The sequence below is a fragment of the Lysinibacillus sp. GJ-1 genome, from assembly GCF_021166035.1.
Lineage (GTDB): Bacteria > Bacillota > Bacilli > Bacillales_A > Planococcaceae > Lysinibacillus > Lysinibacillus sphaericus.
The window spans coordinates 3668117-3691207 of sequence record NZ_CP088912.1; the positions used below are offsets into that span (position 1 = coordinate 3668117).

The window sequence follows — 23091 nt, forward strand, 5'->3', positions numbered from 1 at the left end:
TTCAATACCTAATTTATTTTAGAATGTTAGACAATGCAAAGGTTAATTGATCAATTTCTTCAAATGTTGTTGTTGGTCCAAATGATATTCTAAAAAACTGTCGTGCTTCCTCCATTGTATAACCCATTGATATAATTGCTTTTGTGCCAGATTCACTGTGTATATCACAAGCACTACCAGTTGAAATACAAATACCGGCTTCGTTTAATTTGAGTAACACGTATTGCCCTTCCACTTTGTCCATCATCAAACCACATATATTAGGTAGTTGCCTCACACACTTAATTAATCGACAAGTTGGTGGTAAATGGCTTTGTAGATATTGACGCAACAATTCATAATGTTGACGCTCAAAATGATAGTTTTCAATGGCTGACGCAAAAGCCACAATGGCAGGTGTATCTAATGTTCCACCACGTAAACCACGTTCATGTGTTACGCCGGGTGTTAAAGACGGCACTCGAATTTGAGGATTTACAAATATTGCCCCACATCCTTTTGGTCCTCCTATTTTATGGGCAGAAATGGTAATTGCATCTACATTTGCACAAAAAGAAGTAGTTGGTAGCTTACAAAAGGACTGTACACAATCTACATGAAAAAATATATTTTGACTGTTTGCTATTAAAGCAATTTCTTCCACTGGTTGGATAGAGCCTATTTCAGAATTTACATGTTGAATTGTTATTAATGCTGTATCCTCTTTTATAGCCTCTCGTACCTGATTGACTTGAATACACCCATCCAGTTGTAAAGGTAATTTTGTAACGGAATAACCCATTTTCTCAAGTGTATTCAATGCTGCATGGACAGACGTATGCTCAGCTTGCGATGAAATTATATGCTTGCCTTTTTTTGAAGCTAAAGCCAGTGATAAAATCGATAGTAAATTCCCTTCTGTTCCGCTTCCAGTAAAAATAATCCCATCACTTTTAACGCCGAGTTTTCTTGCTACGATAGCTCTCGCCTGTTCTACAAAGTAATTTGCTTGTCCTCCTAAATCATGCAAACTTGCACTATTTCCATAATAACGTTTTGCCACTTCACAATAAGCTTCAAGTGCTTTATTCGACATTGGAGATGTTGCTGCATAATCCATGTAAATCATCTAATTCTCCCTTTCTAGTCATCAAGTCTTGTTTTCCTTTTTATTTTATGTAAAGATATGTGTCAAGACAACTGTAAAGAAGGTAGACCTATGGATGTAAAGACAGACATACTCATTATTGGTAGTGGCATTGCATCACTTCAAGCAGCACGACTACTTGGACAGTATTTTCAAGTACAGATTGTTACGAAATCCTCTGTTAAAATGAGTAGCTCTTATCGTGCACAAGGAGGCATAGCTGCCGTTACTAGTCCTGAAGATCATACAAATTTGCATATTGCTGATACATTAGCTGCCGGTGAATACCATCACGAGAAAAAATTTGTTGAAACACTTATAAAAGATGGTTCTACCATTATGAGGAAATTTCTCTTAGAGGGATTGCCCATCGATCGGCAAGAAACCGGTGAACCGGCACTTGGCTTAGAAGGAGCCCATAGTCATCATCGTATTTTACATGCTGGGGGCGATAGGACTGGTCAAATATTGATTGATTACTTACTTAAACACCTACCGTCAAATATTTCTATTCATTGCAATGAATTGGCTTTTGAATTGATGTTAAACAGCAATGGCGAGTGTATTGGCGTCATGACAAAGGGTGAAGAAGGATTAAAACGTTACTTTGCCCATCATGTCATTCTTGCTACAGGTGGTGCAGGTGCTCTTTATCCAAGCACTTCTAACTATGCAACGAATACGGGAGATGGTATTGCATTAGCATATCGCGCAGGCGCTGCCATCAGTGATATGGAATTTATGCAATTTCATCCAAGTTTATTATGGTGTGATGGCGAGGCTAAAGGATTGGTCTCTGAAGCTGTTCGAGGCGCTGGAGGTATTTTTGTTAATGCACAGCGTGAACCTATTATGACAGGTGTACATCCACTGCTAGATTTAGCACCACGTCATGTTACTGCCCACACATTATATACAAAGCGCGCATCTGGGCAAGAAACATTTATTGATATTACAAACATTCAGCACTTTGAAGAGAAATTCCCTACGATTACAAAACTTTGCATTGACAACGGTATTGATTTACAAAATGGCCAAATCCCTGTAGCACCAGGAAGTCATTTCTTAATGGGCGGCGTTATAGCTGATGACATGGGAAGAACTACGATTGGAAACCTATATGCTGTCGGCGAAGTTGCTTGTACGGGCGTTCATGGTGCAAATCGTTTAGCAAGCAATTCATTACTGGAAGGCATCACATTCGGCCAAAAGATGGCTCAATATATCATACAAACTGGTTGCAACCAAACGAATTTCACGCTTGCTGCTGCAAACTATCAACAGTCGATGCCCCCATTATTACCGAAAGAACAATTACAACAAACAATGATGCATACATTAGGCATCGTGCGAAACCCTATCGATATGCAACTTTTTGTAGAGCAATTGCCTTCATTACAAGATTTACTTCAAGTGAATGTGATGAATTTCAATGCACAGCACCTTGAACTCTACATGATGCATATTGTTGCTTCGCTGATGGGGCATGCAGCTCTTACACGAACAGAAACTCGTGGCGCTCATATTCGCAACGATACGCCTAACAGTGAAACAGACTGGGCAAAGCGCTGGATTATTTTTCAACAAGGACAAATGAAAGTGAGGAATTCAATGTATGAATATCATCAAACTCGAGGAAATGCTCAAGCAATTTTTTAATGAAGATATAGGAGATGGGGATTTATCAAGCGAACTTATCTTTTCAATCGAGCAAACCGGTTCCTTTTCCTTTTATGCAAAAGATAGTGGTATTTTTTGCGGAACACCTATTATCGAACATGGTTTTCGGTTACTCGATTCTTCCATGCAAATCACAATGCATAAAAATGACGGTGATGCCGTGAAATATGGTGATATTCTTGCAGTTATTAAAGGACCTCTACAGAAATTATTGATAGGAGAACGAGTGATTTTAAATCTTATTCAGCGCATGTCCGCCATCGCCACAGCAGCCAATAGAGCTGTTCAGGAAACAGCAGGAACTTCTGCGAAAATTTGCGATACACGCAAAACGATTCCTGGCTTAAGGATGCTTGATAAATATGCTGTACGTATAGGTGGTGCCTATAATCATCGAAGTGGCTTATACGATGCGATTATGCTTAAGGATAATCATATTGCTTTTGCTGGTAGTATTACAGAAGCCGTACAAACCGCTCGTAAAAAAATTGGGCATACAGTAAAAATCGAAGTAGAGATTGAAACAAAAGCCCAGTTAGATGAAGCCATTGCCGCAGGTGCAGACATTATTATGTTCGATAATTGTACGCCTGAAGAAATAGCAGCTTGGATTCAATACGTTCCAACACATATTGCCACTGAAGCTTCTGGTGGCATTACATTAGAAAATTTACATGCTTATGCAAAGTCAGGTATTCAGTGGATTTCACTGGGTGCACTAACGCATTCAGTAAAAGCCTTTGATATAAGTGCACTTGTACAAATGAAAGGAGAGCATACACTTGTCCATCACTAGTCTACTACAACAAACTTCATTACTTCCTGAGCATTACCGCACATTATCAACGACCGAAATGGAGTCTCGAATTTTAGCTATTAAAAAGAAACTAGGTAAGAAGCTTTTTATTCCTGGACATCATTATCAAAAAGATGAAGTGATTCAATTTGCTGATGCCACAGGAGATTCCTTACAGCTTGCTCAAATTTCTGCTGCTAATACAGAAGCAGAACATATCGTTTTTTGTGGAGTACATTTTATGGCAGAGACAGCTGATATGCTCACGACTGAAAAACAACATGTTTACTTACCTGATATGCGTGCAGGTTGTTCCATGGCAGATATGGCTGATATTTATCAAACAGAGCAGGCTTGGCCTATTTTACAACAACTTTTTGGTAATACAATATTGCCGTTAACATATGTAAATTCGACTGCAGCCATTAAAGCATTTACTGGACGTCACGGTGGAGCTTGCGTAACCTCCTCTAATGCTAAAGAAATGGTAACATGGGCTTTTTCACAAAAGCAGCGTATTTTATTTTTACCAGATCAGCATTTGGGCAGAAACACTGCTTTTGACTTAGGTGTTTCACTAGAAAGTATGGCGGTTTGGAACCCTCATACAAATACACTTGAAACAGACCAATCTCCAGAAAATATCAAAGTCATATTGTGGAAAGGACACTGTTCGGTGCATGAAGGTTTTACAGTACAACATACTGCTAAGGTTCGTCAAACATATCCAAATATGCGCATTATTGTTCATCCTGAATGTAGCCGCGAAGTAGTTGCTGCTGCAGATGATGCAGGCTCTACAAAATATATTCTCGATACGATTAATAACGCCCCAAGCGGCTCGGCGTGGGCAATCGGAACAGAAATGAATCTAGTAAATCGCATTATTCAACAACATCCTGATAAACATATAATCTCTTTAAACGAAAACTTTTGCCCTTGTCTTACAATGAATCGAATCGACCTTCCACATCTACTTTGGTCACTTGAAAGTATTGACCAAGGTAAGCCACATAATCGCATTCAAGTGGATGCGTCAACGGCTGAAGAAGCTCGTAGCTCTCTTGAAAGAATGCTATCACGTAGTTAACAAAAAATCGTCTACCGTTAAATCGGTAGACGATTTTTAAAATGATCTAGACAAAAAAACACAGTCGATATGATTGCTCATATCGACTGTGTTTTAGTATGACCCCTACGGGATTCGAACCCGTGTTACCGCCGTGAAAGGGCGGTGTCTTAACCGCTTGACCAAGAGGCCAATGGCGGAGAAGGAGGGATTTGAACCCTCGCGCCGGTTACCCGACCTACACCCTTAGCAGGGGCGCCTCTTCAGCCTCTTGAGTACTTCCCCATAAATAAAAAAATGGCTCCGAAGGCAGGACTCGAACCTGCGACAACCTGATTAACAGTCAGGTGCTACTACCAACTGAGCTACTTCGGAATAATGGTGGCCTAAATGGACTCGAACCATCGACCTCACGCTTATCAGGCGTGCGCTCTAACCAGCTGAGCTATACCCATTGGAGCGGGTGATGAGAATCGAACTCACGACATCAGCTTGGAAGGCTGAGGTTTTACCATTAAACTACACCCGCGTATATGATGGGTCAGGACGGAATCGAACCGCCGACACTTAGAGCTTCAATCTAATGCTCTACCAACTGAGCTACTGACCCATATACTTTTACTGAACCTATTTTAAAATGGCGGTCCCGACCGGGATCGAACCGGCGATCTCCTGCGTGACAGGCAGGCATGTTAACCGCTACACCACGGGACCACTTGGTTGCGGGGGCTGGATTTGAACCAACGACCTTCGGGTTATGAGCCCGACGAGCTACCACTGCTCCACCCCGCGATAATATGTTTATTCACTTCGAGTTTTTTGTACACCATTTACTAAAATTAAAACTGGAGGAGGTAGAGGGATTCGAACCCCCGCGCGGTGTTACCCGCCTGTCGGTTTTCAAGACCGATCCCTTCAGCCAGACTTGGGTATACCTCCGTACTATTATATAAATGGTGGACCTTGCAGGACTCGAACCTGCGACCGGACGGTTATGAGCCGTCTGCTCTAACCAACTGAGCTAAAGGTCCTTTAAGATGGCGGCAGAGGGATCGAACCCCCGACCTTACGGGTATGAACCGTACGCTCTAGCCAGCTGAGCTACGCCGCCAGGATCTTTATACTGGTTATAAATTATGGTGGAGCCTAGCGGGATCGAACCGCTGACCTCCTGCGTGCAAGGCAGGCGCTCTCCCAGCTGAGCTAACCATAAATTACAGATTTTTGGAAATGGTCGGGAAGACAGGATTCGAACCTGCGACCCCTTGGTCCCAAACCAAGTGCTCTACCAAGCTGAGCTACTTCCCGTTCATTTATTGGCGCGCCCGGCAGGAGTCGAACCCACAACCTTCTGATCCGTAGTCAGACGCTCTATCCAATTGAGCTACGGGCGCTTGATAAAAAATGGTGCCGAGGGGAATCGAACCGGCACGGTAGTCACCTACCGCAGGATTTTAAGTCCTGTGCGTCTGCCAGTTCCGCCACCCCGGCACATTTGGAGCGGAAGACGAGGTTCGAACTCGCGACCCCCACCTTGGCAAGGTGGTGTTCTACCACTGAACTACTTCCGCATGTGCATAAGATTATTTATCCTGGCAATTATATAAATTCAAATAAAATGGTGCGGGTGAAGGGAGTCGAACCCCCACGCCTCGCGGCGCTAGATCCTAAGTCTAGTGCGTCTGCCAATTCCGCCACACCCGCATTTTATTGTTGGCAATTAAAAATGGTGAGCCATGAAGGACTCGAACCTTCGACCCTCTGATTAAAAGTCAGATGCTCTACCAACTGAGCTAATGGCTCAAAAAATGGTGCCGGCTATAGGAATCGAACCCACGACCTACTGATTACAAGTCAGTTGCTCTACCTGCTGAGCTAAACCGGCATATGGTGGAGGATGACGGGCTCGAACCGCCGACCCTCTGCTTGTAAGGCAGATGCTCTCCCAGCTGAGCTAATCCTCCTGGGTATTATGCCTAGCGACGTCCTACTCTCACAGGGGAAGCCCCCAACTACCATCGGCGCTAAAGAGCTTAACTTCCGTGTTCGGTATGGGAACGGGTGTGACCTCTTTGCCATCATCACTAGACTATATTCGACCTCCATTACACGGCGTATTACTGCGTCAGCTTCTCTCGTTCAATCAGTCACGTACAAAGGTACGCTCCTTCAATCACTCGTTTGCTTCCTTGTTCTACTTGTGTCTTGAAGCTCTCACGGCTTTCAATATACATCGTATTTCTTTGTCAGCTTCATTCGTTCAGTCACGTACAGACGTACGCTCCTTCCTTCTCTCAATCGCTTCCGCGAACTACTCGTATCTTGAAACCCTTTTATGAAAGATTGTTCTTTCAAAACTGGATAAACGGTGCATTGAATGTTTCAAACTTTTGGTTAAGTCCTCGATCGATTAGTATTCGTCAGCTCCATGTGTCACCACACTTCCACCTCGAACCTATCTACCTCATCGTCTTTGAGGAATCTTACTTACTTGCGTAATGGGAAATCTCATCTTGAGGGGGCTTCATGCTTAGATGCTTTCAGCACTTATCCCGTCCACACATAGCTACCCAGCGATGCCTTTGGCAAGACAACTGGTACACCAGCGGTGTGTCCATCCCGGTCCTCTCGTACTAAGGACAGCTCCTCTCAAATTTCCTACGCCCACGACGGATAGGGACCGAACTGTCTCACGACGTTCTGAACCCAGCTCGCGTACCGCTTTAATGGGCGAACAGCCCAACCCTTGGGACCGACTACAGCCCCAGGATGCGATGAGCCGACATCGAGGTGCCAAACCTCCCCGTCGATGTGGACTCTTGGGGGAGATAAGCCTGTTATCCCCGGGGTAGCTTTTATCCGTTGAGCGATGGCCCTTCCATGCGGAACCACCGGATCACTAAGCCCGTCTTTCGACCCTGCTCGACTTGTAGGTCTCGCAGTCAAGCTCCCTTGTGCCTTTACACTCTACGAATGATTTCCAACCATTCTGAGGGAACCTTTGGGCGCCTCCGTTACCTTTTAGGAGGCGACCGCCCCAGTCAAACTGTCCGCCTGACACTGTCTCCTGCCCCGCTAAGGGGCATGGGTTAGAATTTCAATACAACCAGGGTAGTATCCCACCGACGCCTCCTTCGAAGCTGGCGCTCCGAGATCTCTGGCTCCTACCTATCCTGTACAAGTTGTACCAAAATTCAATATCAGGCTACAGTAAAGCTCCACGGGGTCTTTCCGTCCTGTCGCGGGTAACCTGCATCTTCACAGGTACTATAATTTCACCGAGTCTCTCGTTGAGACAGTGCCCAGATCGTTACGCCTTTCGTGCGGGTCGGAACTTACCCGACAAGGAATTTCGCTACCTTAGGACCGTTATAGTTACGGCCGCCGTTTACTGGGGCTTCAATTCGCAGCTTCGCTTGCGCTAACCACTCCTCTTAACCTTCCAGCACCGGGCAGGCGTCAGCCCCTATACGTCACCTTACGGTTTTGCAGAGACCTGTGTTTTTGCTAAACAGTCGCCTGGGCCTATTCACTGCGGCTCTCATGCGCTTGCACGCTCAAGAGCACCCCTTCTCCCGAAGTTACGGGGTCATTTTGCCGAGTTCCTTAACGAGAGTTCTCTCGCACACCTTAGGATTCTCTCCTCGACTACCTGTGTCGGTTTGCGGTACGGGCACCTCTCACCTCGATAGAGGCTTTTCTTGGCAGTGTGAAATCAGGAACTTCGTCCATACGGACTCGCCATCACAGCTCAACGTTACAGTGTGCGGATTTGCCTACACACACGCCTTACTGCTTGGACGCGCACAACCAACGGCGCGCTTACCCTATCCTACTGCGTCCCCCATTTCTCAAACGGTGAGGAGGTGGTACAGGAATATCAACCTGTTGTCCATCGCCTACGCCTATCGGTCGGCTTAGGTCCCGACTAACCCTGAGCGGACGAGCCTTCCTCAGGAAACCTTAGTCATACGGTGGACGGGATTCTCACCCGTCTTTCGCTACTCATACCGGCATTCTCACTTCTAAGCGCTCCACCAGTCCTTCCGGTCTGACTTCAACGCACTTAGAACGCTCTCCTACCACTGACATCGTAGATGTCAATCCACAGCTTCGGTGAATCGTTTAGCCCCGATACATTTTCGGCGCAGCGTCACTCGACCAGTGAGCTATTACGCACTCTTTAAATGATGGCTGCTTCTAAGCCAACATCCTGGTTGTCTGTGCAACGCCACATCCTTTTCCACTTAACGATTACTTTGGGACCTTAGCTGGTGGTCTGGGCTGTTTCCCTTTTGACTACGGATCTTATCACTCGCAGTCTGACTCCCGTGTATAAATATCTGGCATTCGGAGTTTGTCTGAATTCGGTAAACCGGGATGGCCCCCTAGTCCAAACAGTGCTCTACCTCCAGTATTCTCATCACGAGGCTAGCCCTAAAGCTATTTCGGAGAGAACCAGCTATCTCCAAGTTCGATTGGAATTTCTCCGCTACCCACACCTCATCCCCGCACTTTTCAACGTGCGTGGGTTCGGGCCTCCAGTAAGTGTTACCTCACCTTCACCCTGGACATGGGTAGATCACCTGGTTTCGGGTCTACGACCACGTACTAATTCGCCCTATTCAGACTCGCTTTCGCTGCGGCTCCGCCTTCTAAAGCTTAACCTCGCACGTAATCGTAACTCGCCGGTTCATTCTACAAAAGGCACGCTATCACCCATTAACGGGCTCTAACTACTTGTAGGCACACGGTTTCAGGATCTCTTTCACTCCCCTTCCGGGGTGCTTTTCACCTTTCCCTCACGGTACTGGTTCACTATCGGTCACTAGGTAGTATTTAGCCTTGGGAGATGGTCCTCCCGGATTCCGACGGAATTTCACGTGTTCCGCCGTACTCAGGATCCACTCTGGAGGGAACGAACTTTCGACTACAGGGCTTTTACCTGCTCTGGCGGACCTTTCCAAGTCGCTTCATCTAACTCATTCCTTTGTAACTCCGTATAGAGTGTCCTACAACCCCAAGAGGCAAGCCTCTTGGTTTGGGCTCTTCCCGTTTCGCTCGCCGCTACTCAGGGAATCGATTTTTCTTTCTCTTCCTCCAGGTACTTAGATGTTTCAGTTCCCTGGGTCTGCCTTCAAGACGCTATGTATTCACGTCAAGATACTACGCGATTAAACGTAGTGGGTTCCCCCATTCGGAAATCTCCGGATCAAAGCTCACTTACAGCTCCCCGAAGCATATCGGTGTTAGTGCCGTCCTTCTTCGGCTCCTAGTGCCAAGGCATTCGCCGTGCGCCCTTAATAACTTAACCTATCGGCTTCCAATCCACTGCGCATTTCGTTGTCAGCTTCTCTCGTTCAATCAGTCACGTACGTAAGTACGCTCCTTTATTCACTCGTTCGCTTCCTAGAACTGCTTGTGTCTTGAAACCCTATTTAGTTATTAAGCCTATAAAAAACTTAAAAAATAAATGTGTTTGTTACAATTTCAATGTCGTTTTATCCAGTTTTCAAAGAACAAATTCACTACCTGCTTCTACTTCTTCGCAAATTTGCGACGAAAGCGTAGCGACAGGAGCACAGTTTTGAAGTGTTTCATCGTAATGATGAACCTTCAAAACTGAACGCAAAACGTAATCTTACAAACCCAAGGTTTGTATTCCGAAAATATCCTTAGAAAGGAGGTGATCCAGCCGCACCTTCCGATACGGCTACCTTGTTACGACTTCACCCCAATCATCTATCCCACCTTCGGCGGCTGGCTCCAAAAGGTTACCTCACCGACTTCGGGTGTTACAAACTCTCGTGGTGTGACGGGCGGTGTGTACAAGGCCGGGAACGTATTCACCGCGGCATGCTGATCCGCGATTACTAGCGATTCCGGCTTCATGTAGGCGAGTTGCAGCCTACAATCCGAACTGAGAACGACTTTATCGGATTAGCTCCCTCTCGCGAGTTGGCAACCGTTTGTATCGTCCATTGTAGCACGTGTGTAGCCCAGGTCATAAGGGGCATGATGATTTGACGTCATCCCCACCTTCCTCCGGTTTGTCACCGGCAGTCACCTTAGAGTGCCCAACTAAATGATGGCAACTAAGATCAAGGGTTGCGCTCGTTGCGGGACTTAACCCAACATCTCACGACACGAGCTGACGACAACCATGCACCACCTGTCACCGTTGTCCCCGAAGGGAAAACCATATCTCTACAGTGGTCAACGGGATGTCAAGACCTGGTAAGGTTCTTCGCGTTGCTTCGAATTAAACCACATGCTCCACCGCTTGTGCGGCCGTCAATTCCTTTGAGTTTCAGTCTTGCGACCGTACTCCCCAGGCGGAGTGCTTAATGCGTTAGCTGCAGCACTAAGGGGCGGAAACCCCCTAACACTTAGCACTCATCGTTTACGGCGTGGACTACCAGGGTATCTAATCCTGTTTGCTCCCCACGCTTTCGCGCCTCAGTGTCAGTTACAGACCAGATAGTCGCCTTCGCCACTGGTGTTCCTCCAAATCTCTACGCATTTCACCGCTACACTTGGAATTCCACTATCCTCTTCTGCACTCAAGTCTCCCAGTTTCCAATGACCCTCCACGGTTGAGCCGTGGGCTTTCACATCAGACTTAAGAAACCACCTGCGCGCGCTTTACGCCCAATAATTCCGGACAACGCTTGCCACCTACGTATTACCGCGGCTGCTGGCACGTAGTTAGCCGTGGCTTTCTAATAAGGTACCGTCAAGGTACAGCCAGTTACTACTGTACTTGTTCTTCCCTTACAACAGAGTTTTACGAACCGAAATCCTTCTTCACTCACGCGGCGTTGCTCCATCAGGCTTTCGCCCATTGTGGAAGATTCCCTACTGCTGCCTCCCGTAGGAGTCTGGTAGTGTCTCAGTCCCAGTGTGATCACCCTCTCAGGTCGGCTACGCATCGTTGCCTTGGTGAGCCGTTACCTCACCAACTAGCTAATGCGCCGCGGCATCCTATAGCGACAGCGAGATGCCGTCTTTCAGTATTGTCCCATGAGGGACAATAGATTATTCGGTATTAGCCCCGGTTTCCCGGAGTTATCCCAAACTATAGGGTAGGTTGCCCACGTGTTACTCACCCGTCCGCCGCTAACGTCAAAGGAGCAAGCTCCTTCTCTGTTCGCTCGACTTGCATGTATTAGGCACGCCGCCAGCGTTCGTCCTGAGCCAGGATCAAACTCTCCATAAAAGAAATTTGATTAGCTCAAATTGTTTTGCTGGCATCAATTTTGATGTCCAAATTTTTTGTTTCGTTCACTAACGAAGTTAGCTAGTAAAAACTATATTGATTACGTTTTGCTTGTTCAGTTTTCAAGGTTCATTTATTTTCGCTTGTTTTCAGCGACTTTATTATCATAACTTGTATTCAACAAGAAGTCAACAATTTTTTAATTTCTTTTTTCATGTCGTCCTTCTTGTTAAGGACAAGTAATAATATATAATATAGCAATATAAAAATCAAGCTTTTTTCTTAAAAAACTTTAAAATCTTTTTATCATCCACTACAAACAGTAGAATCCCTGCTATTACAATGCATCCACCAATGATTTGTGTAGCGATTAAATACTCTTTAAAAATAATAAAAGCTAATAAGGCCGCTCCAATTGGTTCAAATAATATAGCAATTGATACAACATTCGTACTAACATATTTAATAGACCAATTAAATAAAGTATGACCTAATAAATTAGGGACAATTGCCAATAAAATAAACCACATCCAATCCATAGACGAATACGGACCGAATGATTCCCCCTTTAATAAAACATAGAAAAACAATGTAATCGTACTTACTGCGTAAACAATCATTGTATAAGTCACAAGTGATAATCGCTTTCGTACATCTTGCCCAAATAGTAAGTATATTGTAATAAGTGCACAAGCAATTAATGCAAGCATATCCCCATAGAAAGCAGATCCACTTAGTTTAAAATCACCCCAGCTTATTAACACACTGCCAACAATGGCAATAGCCCCCGCGAAAATAGTTTTCACAGTAATTGCCTCTTTAAAGAAAAAGTATGTACCTACAAACGCAAAAAGTGGTTGAAGTGTCACAAGCACAGTTGAGCTTGCAACAGATGTGTAATTTAGTGACTCAAACCACAAAATAAAGTGAAAAGCTAAAAAAACACCCGCTATAGAAGAAAAACACCAATCACGAATAGATAGCTGTTTTAATTCATTGGTATATTTCCAAAAAAATAGTGGTGCCATAATTATGACAGAAAACAACATACGATAAAAAGCAATAACACCAGCATCCGCAGTTGCTAATTTCACAAAAATAGCAGATAAAGATACTGATATAACACCTATGAAAATTGGAATATATGGATGAATCTTCGGTTCACTCATTGAATCCGCCTCCATAAAAAAAACTTATACTTCATTACTTGCGTGATGTACAATACAAAAAAGTAATGTACATATAATAATGACAGCTTGCATATCTCTTAGCAATACGAAATAACAATGGAGGGTTGCGTTTGGAAACATTATTGGAGAATATGATTACATATGAAGTTGGAATAAAATTAGTGATTGCAGCCACATTAAGTTTAGTAATCGGTATTGAAAGGGAATTAAAAAAGAAACCTGTTGGATTAAAAACAAGTTTAGTGATTGCTACATTTAGTTGCTTACTAACTATTATTTCTATCGAGACTGCATACTCAACACCTCCAAGGGGAGATATAAACATTACAATGGATCCCCTTCGTTTAGCAGCACAAGTAGTTAGTGGCATCGGATTTCTTGGGGCAGGTGTCATTTTAAGACGCGGTAATGATAGCATTTCTGGTTTAACGACTGCAGCTATGATCTGGGGAGCTGCTGGCATTGGGATTGCTGTTGGCGCAGGCTTTTATATGGATGCAACACTAGCTGTTATTATCATTGTTTTTGGCATCGAAGTGTTATCTCCTTTTCTTATGAAAATTGGACCAAAACGAATTCGGATGCGAGAAGTATCATTAAAGGTTCAGATTGATAATGATGACCATACAGAATCATTTCTTCTTTTTTTAAAGGAAAACAACATTGTAATTGAAAATATTCGTATTAAAGATATACCAATGGCGAATAATCAAGTATTACACGAATTAGATTTCCGTTTATCGTTAATTGTCTCAGATAACTTACTGTCGTTTTATCGTTCATTACGTACCTTACCTTATATTGAAAAAATAGAAATGGAAATTTTAAACTAGTTGGAGGACTCTATGACAGAAATATTAAAACTATTAAAAGACGGTAATAAACCCTCCCTTATGGCTGCATTTGTAAACACCTTTTTAGGAATCATTAAAGGGATTGCTTTTTTCTTCACAGGCAATGTGGCTATGTTTGCCGAAATGATGCATTCCCTTGGTGATGCTGCAAACCAATTTTTCGTCTATATCGGCTCCGCCCTTTCGAAAAAAGCACCTACAAAGCAATTCCCAGGAGGCTTTGGTCGAATTGTTAATCTTGTATGCTTATTCGCCGTAATTATTGTAGCCATCCTATCTTATGAGACGATTAAGGAAGGCTGGCATCATTTTATGCATCCTTCAGGTGAATCGAAAGGAATGTTTATTGCACTTGGTGTGTTGTTTATTGGGATTGTATTAGAAGGTACGGTTCTTGCAAAAGCAGCAGTCGAGGTGCTACATGAGGCTGGACAAGAAAAGGCTGGTCTAGCTTCTATTGCAAAAGCATTTACGTATTTAAAACGTGCAAAACCTGCCACTAAATTAGTTTTTATGGAAGATTTAGTAGCTACTGGTGGTAACGTTTTAGCCTTTGCCGCCATCTTAATTGCACATTTTACTGGTTGGGCGAGAATTGAAGGACTTGTGTCAATTATTATTGGCTGTATGATGTTTTATGTAGTTGGCAAGGTATTCCTAGATAACGCACGTGGTGTTATCGGTGAAACGGATGAGGAAATGCTGAATCATATTGCTCACCTTGTAATGGATAACCCAAATATTAAAGATATCGTTCGTTTAGAAGTGGTTAAAGAAGGAGAATTTCTACATGTAGAGCTTGTGGCAGAAGCAGACCCAAATTTATCCCTTGCTTATTTAGATGATGTACGTGACCATTTAACAGAAGTACTTCTAAGTCAAAAAGGCGTATCAAAAGTAGCCATTTTATTTGATGAGGATGATGGTAGATTAAATTGGCAACATGTTGGAGAACGACCTACAAAAGAACAATAAACAAATAGCCAATTGCCAACGTTAGGCAGTTGGCTATTTAGTATAAGAATACGTACAAAGTTCTATCATTGACAAAAGCATTTAACCTTCTATGAGACAATTACATAATCCGTAATCATAAAAGTTAATAGCATTCTTAAACAGATCATTTTTTGTATGCCATCCTGTTGAATTATAATTTTTGAGAATTCTAATGTAGCCAGACGATTGGCTAAATCAAATTCTTCAGCATTTGTTAACGGCTCTCCGTCCGGACGACAACCTAAAACAAAATTACCCGCATAGGAATCTTTTAGTACATTCGGATGCATCGATTTATAATGCACTTCGGTAATGGCATCTTCATCATTCATAAGATTATGCGCTACTAGATAGTGCTTCAAAGCCCCTATTAAATCAATTGCAATCGCCGTTTCAGCTAAAATCGTTCGATAATATACTAGCACGATTTCAGCATCTTCTAAATTCGGCATTACCTCTAGCATTATTTCTCCAGAAGGACGAACGTAAAGTTGCACAATCGCTTCCCTTTGACCATCAGTTAATGTGATCGTCGTTTGTCCATATCGCATGCTTTTAAAAAATATACGATTGTCGACTACATATCCTGCGGCAATTTGATCATTGTCCATTCGTAACGCAGTCGCTTCAATTCCTAATACTTCGATACAATTTTTCAGTTCGTAAATATTCGGCTGAAAAAAATGACTCTCACAGTGCATCGTAATATGATTTTCAATCAATTGTTTTAACATTCTCTCTACATCCCCTGTCAATTCAAAAATGATTACATTCATTTTAAAAAAATTACCTAAACAAATTCTGAACAATTTTGACAATTAACCCAAATAATAGACAGGCGTTTGTAATTGATTTTATGTAATGAGTAAAATAAAAAAGATGTATCAAAAGTGATAACCTCACTTTTCGATACATCTTTTACTGTCACACTATAACCTAACGTGCATTTTGTAAAATTGTACGTACATCTTTTTCCTGCAACTTATTGAAGTTGCCAAAAGGTCCGTTTTCCATGGCATGTTCAACAATTTGATCGAATTTAGCATCGTCAATATCATAATCGGCTAAACGATTAGGTGCACCTAAAGATGTCCAAAATGCCGATAGACGATCAATCCCCTCATGGGCAACTTCCTCGGTTGTCTTTCCAGTTGCATCAACACCAAAGACACGTGTCGCAATACCCGCAAAGCGCTCAGGATTAACCGATACGTTTAGACGCATCCAATGTGGTTGCAAAATTGCTAAACCACCCGCATGCGGGATATCATAAATGGCAGATACGGCATGTTCAATATTGTGCGAAGCCCAATCCCCTTGGGAACCAATTGATAAAAAGCCATTTAAACCAATTGTTCCTGCTAGTAAAATCGTTTCACGTAATGTCACATTCTCTAAATCTTCGATAAGTTTAGAGGCCGTGCTAATTACTGTTCGTAATACACCTTCACACATTTCATCAGTAATGGGTGTATTGGTCGCATTATGGAAGTATTGTTCAAAGACATGGGACATCATATCCACTATACCGTAAACTGTATGATTTTTCGGCACAGTCACTGTGTATGCTGGATTTAAAATAGAAAACTTAGGGAAGACAGCTGGGCTACCCCAACTGAATTTTTCTTCCGTTGAAGCGTTCGTAATAACCGAACCGGAATTCATTTCAGAGCCTGTTGCAGCTAAGGTTAACACTGTTCCTAACGGTAGTGCATCTTTCACAATAAATTTTCTTTTAACAATATCCCATGCGTCCCCGTCATATTTTGCCCCGGCTACTATTAATTTGGAGCAGTCAATAACAGAACCACCACCAACAGCGAGCACAAGGTCAATCCCTTCTTTTTTACAAATCTCTATGCCTAGACGAGCTGTCTCTACACGCGGATTTGGCTCAACACCGCTCAATTCAAAAATGGACTTACCCGCTTCTTGTAATTTCTCAATGACAGCATTATATACACCATTCTTTTTAATGCTACCTCCGCCATAAACAACTAGCACCTTCTGTCCGAACTGCGCTAATTCTTTCGGTAATTTTTCCAACGCATCTTCACCAAAATGTAACTTCACTGGATTATAAAATGTAAATGAATTCATGGAAATCGCCCCTTTCTAGTTGGATTTTCTCATATTTCTAGAGTAGAAAGCAAAGATTTAAGCACCATTATACGCGCGCGCAATAATCCACATATGCCCTATGTATTTTTTCAGGCACAGGCACAACTCATTCATCTTGTAATCTACTGACAAACCAAAAAAATCGTCGTAACAAGTTTTGTTAAGTTTAACTTTCGTAATGGCACACAGCTTCATTCTATACAAAAAAGGGTCGCTCCAAATTGGAGACGACCCTTTTCGATAGATTAAACCCAACCGCGGAAGCGTGATGCTTCTGCAGTACGACGCACACCAACCATATATGCAGCTAAGCGCATATTGATGTTACGTGTAGTGGCTGTTGTATAAACATTTTCAAATGCTTCAACCATTTTTTTGTATAGGCGTTCTTCTACTTCTTCTTCTGTCCAGTAATAACCTTGGTTATTTTGTACCCACTCGAAGTAAGATACTGTAACACCACCTGCAGATGCTAATACATCAGGTACAAGTAAAATGCCACGCTCTGTTAAAATTTTTGTCGCTTCTGCTGTCGTTGGACCATTTGCTGCTTCTACGACAATGTTTGCTTTAATATTATGCGCATTGTCAGCAGTAATTTGGTTTTCAATTGCGGCAGGAACTAAAATATCACAATCAAGCTCTAAAAGATCTTTATTTGAAATTGTGTTTTCGAATAATGTTGTTACAGTTCCGAAGCTATCACGACGATCTAATAAGTAGTCGATATCTAAACCTTCAGGATCATGAAGAGCACCATATGCATCTGAAATACCAATTACTTTGGCACCTAAATCATTCATGAATTTAGCTAAGAAGCTACCTGCGTTACCAAATCCTTGAATAACAACGCGAGCACCTTTAATATCAATACCACGTTTTTTCGCAGCTTCTTCAATAACGATTGTTACACCTTGAGCAGTTGCACGATCACGACCTTGAGAACCACCAAGTACAAGTGGCTTACCTGTGATGAACCCTGGAGAGTTGAATTCGTCCATACGGCTATATTCATCCATCATCCATGCCATAATTTGTGCATTTGTAAATACGTCTGGCGCAGGAATATCTTTTGTTGGTCCCACGATTTGACTTACCGCACGTACATAACCACGGCTTAGACGTTCAATCTCACCCATTGACATTTGACGTGGGTCACAGATGACACCGCCTTTACCTCCGCCATATGGTAGATCAACGATTCCACATTTCAATGTCATCCACATTGAAAGCGCTTTAACTTCCTCTTCTGAAACAGCTGGGTGGAAACGCACGCCACCTTTTGTTGGTCCTACTGCATCATTGTGCTGAGCACGGTAACCAGTAAATACTTTTGTCGTACCATCATCCATTTTAACTGGAATGCGTACTTGTAGCATACGAAGCGGTTCTTTCAGTAATTCATACATTGCTTCGTCATAGCCTAGTTTATTAAGAGCATCTTGAATAACATCTTGAGTTGATGTGAACAGATTTAAGTTTTCAGACATATTAAATCGCCTCTTTGTTTTTATAATGATAGTATATCGGCATCATTGTAACACACTTCCGAAATAAAATGTGAACATTTTGTTAAAGTTTAAATACTTTTTCAATTTGAGCAATTGACCAATCTAAATCTTCTTGAGAAATAACTAATGGTGGTGCAAAACGAATAACTGTATCATGTGTTTCTTTACATAATAAGCCTAATTCTTTTAACTTTTCACAATATGGACGCGCTGCCTCTGTTAATTCCATACCGATAAATAAACCACGACCACGAACTTCCTTAATGATTGGGTTGTTAATTTCACGTAATTTCCCTTTGAAATATTCACCTAGTTCTTGTGAACGCTCTGCTAATTTTTCATCTAATAAAACTTTAATAGATGCGATAGAAACAGCACAAGCTAAAGGGTTACCTCCGAAAGTTGAACCATGAGAACCTGGGTTGAAGACACCTAAAATATCACGATTTGCAGCTACACAAGAAATTGGGAATACACCGCCGCCTAATGCTTTTCCTAAAATGTACATATCAGGCTCTACTTCTTCCCAATCACAAGCAAACATTTTACCTGTACGAGCTAATCCTGCTTGAATTTCATCTGCAATAAATAACACATTGTTTTCACGGCATAGTTCACGAGCTGCTTTTAAGAAACCTTCTGGTGGTATAACGATACCAGCTTCCCCTTGAATTGGCTCAAGTAAAAATGCTGCTGTATTTGGTGTAATTGCAGCTTTTAACGCTTCTAAATTACCATAATCTACAAGTTTAATGTTAGGTAACATCGGTCCAAAACCGCGGCGATATTCTTCATCAGACGATAAAGATACAGCTAGCATCGTACGCCCGTGGAAGTTTCCATTACAAGCGATTAGTTCTGCTTTGCCTTCTTCAACACCTTTTACATCATAAGCCCAACGACGAGCTGCTTTAAATGCAGTTTCCACTGCTTCTGCACCCGTATTCATAGGTAAAACCATTTGTTTATTTGTTAATTTTCCTACAAGCTCATACCATTCACCTAAGTTTTCACTGTAAAATGCACGAGAAGTTAATGTTACTTTATCAGCTTGTTCTTTTAATGCAGCAATAATTTTTGGATGACGATGTCCCTGATTTACTGCAGAATATGCTGATAACATATCTAAGTATTTGTTTCCTTCTGGATCTTTAACCCAAGCACCTTCAGCCTCTGCAATAACGATTGGCAGTGGATGATAGTTTGCAGCACCATAATTTTGTGTTTGTTCAATAACTTGTTGTGATTTTGTCATAAAGCACTCTCCCTACTAACTCATAATAAAAATCTATGAAAGATAAGACTGCCTAGTAGAGCTGAAAAAGGACTATATAATAGAAACAAAAAATATTTGTTGACCTTCATATGGTTAAATCGCGCACCTCGTAGAATTTATTTTCTACGAGGTGTGCTAACTTTTTCTACTTACTAGAACAGTCTATCTTTGAACATGTGGTGTCGTCCCACATTAAAATCAGTAAAAATTAAAGCATTTCTGAAGTTGTTTTTGCTTGCATATGAAGTTGTAGGTAGTCTACCAGCTTTTGAGTCAGTACCAGACATGTTGAAACCACCAAATGGTTGGTAACCAACGATAGCACCTGTACAACCACGGTTGAAGTATAAGTTACCAACGTGGAAATCTTCACGCGCTTTTTCTAGGTTCATACGATTATTTGTAATAACCGCACCTGTTAAGCCGTATTCTGTGTCGTTTGCAATTTCAATCGCTTCATCGAAATCTTTTGCTTTTGCAATTGCTACAACTGGTCCGAAAATTTCTTCTTTCATGATGCGAGCAGAAGGATCTACGTCTGCAAACACTGTTGGGTTGATGAAGTAACCAACAGAATCATCTGCTGTACCACCTGCTACAAGGCGTCCTTCTTTTTTCCCGATTTCAATGTATTCAGTAATTTTATTGAAAGCTGCTTGGTCGATTACTGTTGCCATGAAGTTGCTGTTGTCAGCTGGGTCACCGATTGTTAATTCATTAGTAAGCTCGGCTACACGGTTCACTACTGTGTCATAAACATCTTCTACGATAACAGCACGAGAGCATGCCGAACATTTTTGACCTGAGAAGCCGAAAGCTGATTTTACAATTGATTGTGCTGCAAGCTCTAAGTCTGCTTCTTTATCGACTACAATTGTATCTTTACCGCCCATTTCAGCGATAACGCGTTTAATCCAAATTTGACCTTCGTTATGTGTTGCTGCACGTTGGTTAATACGTAAACCAACATCACGAGAACCAGTGAAGCTGATAAAGCGCGTTTTCGGATGATCAACTAAGTAATCACCAACTTCTGCACCAGAACCTGGTACGTAGTTAACAGCACCTGCTGGTAATCCTGCTTCTTCTAAAACTTCGATAAATTTATATGCAACAACTGGTGTAGTTGAAGCTGGCTTTAATAATACTGTATTCCCTGTTACTAAAGCTGCTACTGTAGTACCAGCCATAATTGCGAATGGGAAGTTCCATGGTGAAATAACGATACCGATTCCTAATGGGATGTAATCATAACGGTTGTATTCGCCTGGGCGACTTTCTACTGGTTGGCCGTCTTTAATACGTAACATTTGGCGACCATAGTATTCTAAGAAGTCAATTGCTTCTGCTGTATCTGCATCTGCTTCATTCCAAGGTTTACCTGCTTCTTTTGTCAATAATGCTGAAAACTCATGTTTACGACGACGGATAATTGCCGCTGCTTTGAATAACACATCAGCGCGAATCGCTGGGTCTACTTTTTTCCATGTTTTAAATGTTTCGTCAGCTACTTGCATTGCTTTTTCAGCTAATTCTCTGCTTGCTTTTGAAACGCGACCAATCACCTGTGTTTTTTTTGCTGGATTATATGAAACGATTTTATCTTCTGTAGTAATGCGCTCTCCACCAATAATTAATGGATAGTCTTGACCTAAATAACTTTCAACTTTATTTAATGCCTCTAAATATGCGTTGTAATTTGCCTCTTGAGAAAAATCTGTAAATGGTTCATGTTTGTATGGAATCATACTATATCCTCCTTTTGTGAGCTGTAAATATTTAGTATGCAAAAACTATTGACGCAAAATATTTTTGCGTATAAAATATTCTTACACTTATTATAATGCAAAATTTCGTTGCATATTTCAAGTAAAAAATTTTTGAGGTGCACATTTTATGAATAATTCTGAACCATTACTACCCTTTTATGAGTTTATTGCAACTAATGTATCCGTTGGTATACATGCGATTGACGTAACGGGTAAAACAATTATCTATAATTCAAAAATGAAAGAAATCGAAGGATTTCATTTTGATGAATTAGCAGATCGTTCAATTATTGAATTGTTTTCCTTCCGTCAACATGAAAGTACTTTAATGCGGGTGTTACAAACCGGTTTACAAGAAATGAATGTGAAACAAACCTATTGGAATAAAAACGGCCATGAAATTACAACCATTAATGATACATTCCCTCTTTTTAAAAATAATCAATTGATTGGTGCGATTGAATTCGCACGTGATATCACATCTTTAGAAAAATTAGTCTATCAGCCGCTACGACGATATGGTGAACCTTTAACTTTTGATATGATTACAGCAGTATCTGAAGCAATGCAACAAGTTATTGTCAACGCTAAAAAAGCAGCGGCGGTAAAATTACCTGTTTTACTTATCGGTGAATCTGGTACAGGCAAAGATTTAGTTGCAGAAGGTATTCATCATGCAGCTTCTAGTGATCCTGAAGCCTTTGTTACATTATTTAGTCGACGTTCGGCAAAATCAGTGCTCGATAAGGTGCAGGAACTTTTACAAGATGATAAAGCCTATACTTTTTTCTTCGAACGTATTGATTTTTTAAGTCTTCCTATTCAGGAACAGTTACTTGAGTTATTACAGTCATTACCACCATCCAAATATATGCTAATCGGTAGTGTCGGCAGTGACCCAATTACACTTATTGCAGAAAATAAGCTGTCTAAATCTCTCTATTATTTCTTTGCAACAATGTCCATTACTATTCCAAATTTAACAGATCGCAAAGAAGATATTTTACCGTTCGTGGCAGATTATTTTAGTCGTCATCGTGAGCGATTTGCGTCAAATGTGGCAGAACTTGCACCGGATGTCCAAGCATTATTCTTACAATATGATTGGCCAGGAAACTTAAAGGAACTCGAACTATTGCTAGATGAAATCGTTTCGTTTATGACAACAGAATCAACCGTTACGTTTGATTTACTACCTGTTCATTTTCGATTTAAAGTGCAAAGCCAAGACACATCTGACCATGAACCTGAATTTTTCATGTTCCACCAGCAAAACGATGTCATGCCTCTCGATGCTTATTTACGAGAAGCCGAATCCTATTATGTGCAAAATGTCTTAAATCTATATGAAGGCAATATAACAAAGGCTGCTGGTGCTCTCGGTATGAGCCGACAAAACCTGCAATATCGCATACGGAAGATGAAAAAGGGCTAAATCATAAAAAATAAAAAACGAGGATGCCTTCACATGAAAGCATCCTCGT

12 protein-coding genes, 18 tRNA genes, 3 rRNA genes and 1 pseudogene are annotated in these 23091 nt (G+C 41.8%); 6 read left to right on the forward strand and 28 right to left on the reverse strand.

Translation table 11 applies throughout. The features are described from left to right. Positions 1 to 13: 13 nt before the first annotated feature. Positions 14 to 1099, reverse strand: a complete 1086-nt coding sequence (locus tag LO754_RS18150) for a cysteine desulfurase family protein (protein ID WP_231786354.1) — start codon at positions 1097 to 1099, stop codon at positions 14 to 16. A gap of 99 nt (positions 1100 to 1198) precedes the next feature. Here LO754_RS18150 and nadB point away from each other — a divergent pair, with 99 nt between their 5' ends. The 3 genes from nadB to nadA are packed head-to-tail and all read left to right on the forward strand — an operon-like array spanning position 1199 to position 4692. Then, on the forward strand, positions 1199 to 2785 hold the full coding sequence (gene nadB, locus LO754_RS18155; RefSeq protein WP_231784959.1) for an L-aspartate oxidase: 1587 nt from the start codon (positions 1199 to 1201) through the stop codon (positions 2783 to 2785). Continuing rightward, entirely contained in the window at positions 2742 to 3602 is an 861-nt protein-coding gene (gene nadC, locus LO754_RS18160) for a carboxylating nicotinate-nucleotide diphosphorylase (protein ID WP_231784960.1), read from the forward strand. The genes nadB and nadC overlap by 44 nt, the downstream gene beginning before the upstream one ends. Further along, positions 3589 to 4692: a quinolinate synthase NadA gene (gene nadA / locus LO754_RS18165; RefSeq protein WP_231784961.1), complete on the forward strand. Its 1104-nt coding sequence runs from the start codon at positions 3589 to 3591 to the stop codon at positions 4690 to 4692. The genes nadC and nadA overlap by 14 nt, the downstream gene beginning before the upstream one ends. Before the next feature lie 99 nt (positions 4693 to 4791). Here the strand turns inward: nadA and LO754_RS18170 are convergent. From LO754_RS18170 to LO754_RS18275, 22 genes are all read right to left on the reverse strand, one after another. Continuing rightward, positions 4792 to 4863 (reverse strand) — tRNA-Glu (locus LO754_RS18170). A gap of 2 nt (positions 4864 to 4865) precedes the next feature. Next, positions 4866 to 4956, reverse strand: a tRNA-Ser gene (locus LO754_RS18175). Between the two features lie 13 nt (positions 4957 to 4969). After that, a tRNA-Asn gene (locus LO754_RS18180) sits at positions 4970 to 5046 on the reverse strand. A 4-nt stretch (positions 5047 to 5050) separates the two neighbouring features. After that, positions 5051 to 5123 (reverse strand) — tRNA-Ile (locus tag LO754_RS18185). A 3-nt stretch (positions 5124 to 5126) separates the two neighbouring features. After that, positions 5127 to 5200 (reverse strand) — tRNA-Gly (locus LO754_RS18190). 8 nt (positions 5201 to 5208) lie between these two features. Continuing rightward, positions 5209 to 5281, reverse strand: a tRNA-Phe gene (locus LO754_RS18195). A gap of 28 nt (positions 5282 to 5309) precedes the next feature. Then, positions 5310 to 5385: transfer RNA gene (locus LO754_RS18200), tRNA-Asp, on the reverse strand. Between the two features lie 3 nt (positions 5386 to 5388). After that, positions 5389 to 5463 (reverse strand) — tRNA-Met (locus LO754_RS18205). A 54-nt stretch (positions 5464 to 5517) separates the two neighbouring features. Further along, a tRNA-Ser gene (locus LO754_RS18210) sits at positions 5518 to 5610 on the reverse strand. 15 nt (positions 5611 to 5625) lie between these two features. Beyond that, a tRNA-Ile gene (locus tag LO754_RS18215) sits at positions 5626 to 5702 on the reverse strand. A 7-nt stretch (positions 5703 to 5709) separates the two neighbouring features. Continuing rightward, positions 5710 to 5782 (reverse strand) — tRNA-Met (locus tag LO754_RS18220). 120 nt (positions 5783 to 5902) lie between these two features. Next, positions 5903 to 5979: transfer RNA gene (locus LO754_RS18225), tRNA-Pro, on the reverse strand. Between the two features lie 9 nt (positions 5980 to 5988). Then, a tRNA-Arg gene (locus LO754_RS18230) sits at positions 5989 to 6065 on the reverse strand. Positions 6066 to 6167: 102 nt separating this feature from the next. Then, positions 6168 to 6242: transfer RNA gene (locus LO754_RS18235), tRNA-Gly, on the reverse strand. Between the two features lie 48 nt (positions 6243 to 6290). Further along, positions 6291 to 6375 (reverse strand) — tRNA-Leu (locus LO754_RS18240). 23 nt (positions 6376 to 6398) lie between these two features. Next, positions 6399 to 6474 (reverse strand) — tRNA-Lys (locus tag LO754_RS18245). Positions 6475 to 6480: 6 nt separating this feature from the next. Beyond that, positions 6481 to 6556: transfer RNA gene (locus tag LO754_RS18250), tRNA-Thr, on the reverse strand. A gap of 3 nt (positions 6557 to 6559) precedes the next feature. Beyond that, positions 6560 to 6635 (reverse strand) — tRNA-Val (locus LO754_RS18255). Between the two features lie 10 nt (positions 6636 to 6645). Then, positions 6646 to 6760 (reverse strand): 5S ribosomal RNA (gene rrf / locus LO754_RS18260). Between the two features lie 301 nt (positions 6761 to 7061). Next, positions 7062 to 9985, reverse strand: a 23S ribosomal RNA gene (locus LO754_RS18265). A 365-nt stretch (positions 9986 to 10350) separates the two neighbouring features. Next, a 16S ribosomal RNA gene (locus tag LO754_RS18270) occupies positions 10351 to 11890 on the reverse strand. Together the 16S, 23S and 5S rRNA genes with 18 tRNA genes alongside form the textbook arrangement of a ribosomal RNA operon. Before the next feature lie 269 nt (positions 11891 to 12159). Next, positions 12160 to 13059 (reverse strand): DMT family transporter, encoded by a 900-nt coding sequence (locus LO754_RS18275; protein ID WP_231784962.1) that lies wholly within the window; start codon positions 13057 to 13059, stop codon positions 12160 to 12162. Between the two features lie 131 nt (positions 13060 to 13190). On the opposite strand from LO754_RS18275, the gene LO754_RS18280 reads away from it, so the two are divergent. Both LO754_RS18280 and LO754_RS18285 read left to right on the forward strand, forming a co-directional pair. Then, positions 13191 to 13913: an MgtC/SapB family protein gene (locus tag LO754_RS18280; RefSeq protein ID WP_024364890.1), complete on the forward strand. Its 723-nt coding sequence runs from the start codon at positions 13191 to 13193 to the stop codon at positions 13911 to 13913. A 12-nt stretch (positions 13914 to 13925) separates the two neighbouring features. After that, on the forward strand, positions 13926 to 14909 hold the full coding sequence (locus tag LO754_RS18285) for a cation diffusion facilitator family transporter (protein ID WP_231784963.1): 984 nt from the start codon (positions 13926 to 13928) through the stop codon (positions 14907 to 14909). 89 nt (positions 14910 to 14998) lie between these two features. On the opposite strand, the gene LO754_RS18290 is transcribed toward LO754_RS18285, so the two are convergent. From LO754_RS18290 to pruA, 5 genes and pseudogenes are all read right to left on the reverse strand, one after another. Next, complete coding sequence (locus LO754_RS18290) at positions 14999 to 15664, reverse strand: hypothetical protein (RefSeq protein ID WP_231784964.1); 666 nt, start codon at positions 15662 to 15664, stop codon at positions 14999 to 15001. Positions 15665 to 15866: 202 nt separating this feature from the next. Then, positions 15867 to 17030, reverse strand: coding sequence for an iron-containing alcohol dehydrogenase (locus tag LO754_RS18295; protein ID WP_231784965.1), 1164 nt, complete (start codon positions 17028 to 17030; stop codon positions 15867 to 15869). Between the two features lie 266 nt (positions 17031 to 17296). Beyond that, on the reverse strand, positions 17297 to 18541 hold the full coding sequence (locus LO754_RS18300; RefSeq protein ID WP_024364887.1) for a Glu/Leu/Phe/Val family dehydrogenase: 1245 nt from the start codon (positions 18539 to 18541) through the stop codon (positions 17297 to 17299). An 82-nt stretch (positions 18542 to 18623) separates the two neighbouring features. Beyond that, on the reverse strand, positions 18624 to 19817 hold the full coding sequence (locus tag LO754_RS18305) for an ornithine--oxo-acid transaminase (protein ID WP_024364886.1): 1194 nt from the start codon (positions 19815 to 19817) through the stop codon (positions 18624 to 18626). A 229-nt stretch (positions 19818 to 20046) separates the two neighbouring features. Continuing rightward, positions 20047 to 21586 (reverse strand): annotated as a pseudogene (pruA, locus tag LO754_RS18310) (L-glutamate gamma-semialdehyde dehydrogenase). A 148-nt stretch (positions 21587 to 21734) separates the two neighbouring features. On the opposite strand from pruA, the gene LO754_RS18315 reads away from it, so the two are divergent. Continuing rightward, complete coding sequence (locus tag LO754_RS18315) at positions 21735 to 23042, forward strand: AAA-type ATPase lid domain-containing protein (protein ID WP_231784966.1); 1308 nt, start codon at positions 21735 to 21737, stop codon at positions 23040 to 23042. The last annotated feature ends 49 nt before the right edge of the window (positions 23043 to 23091 follow it).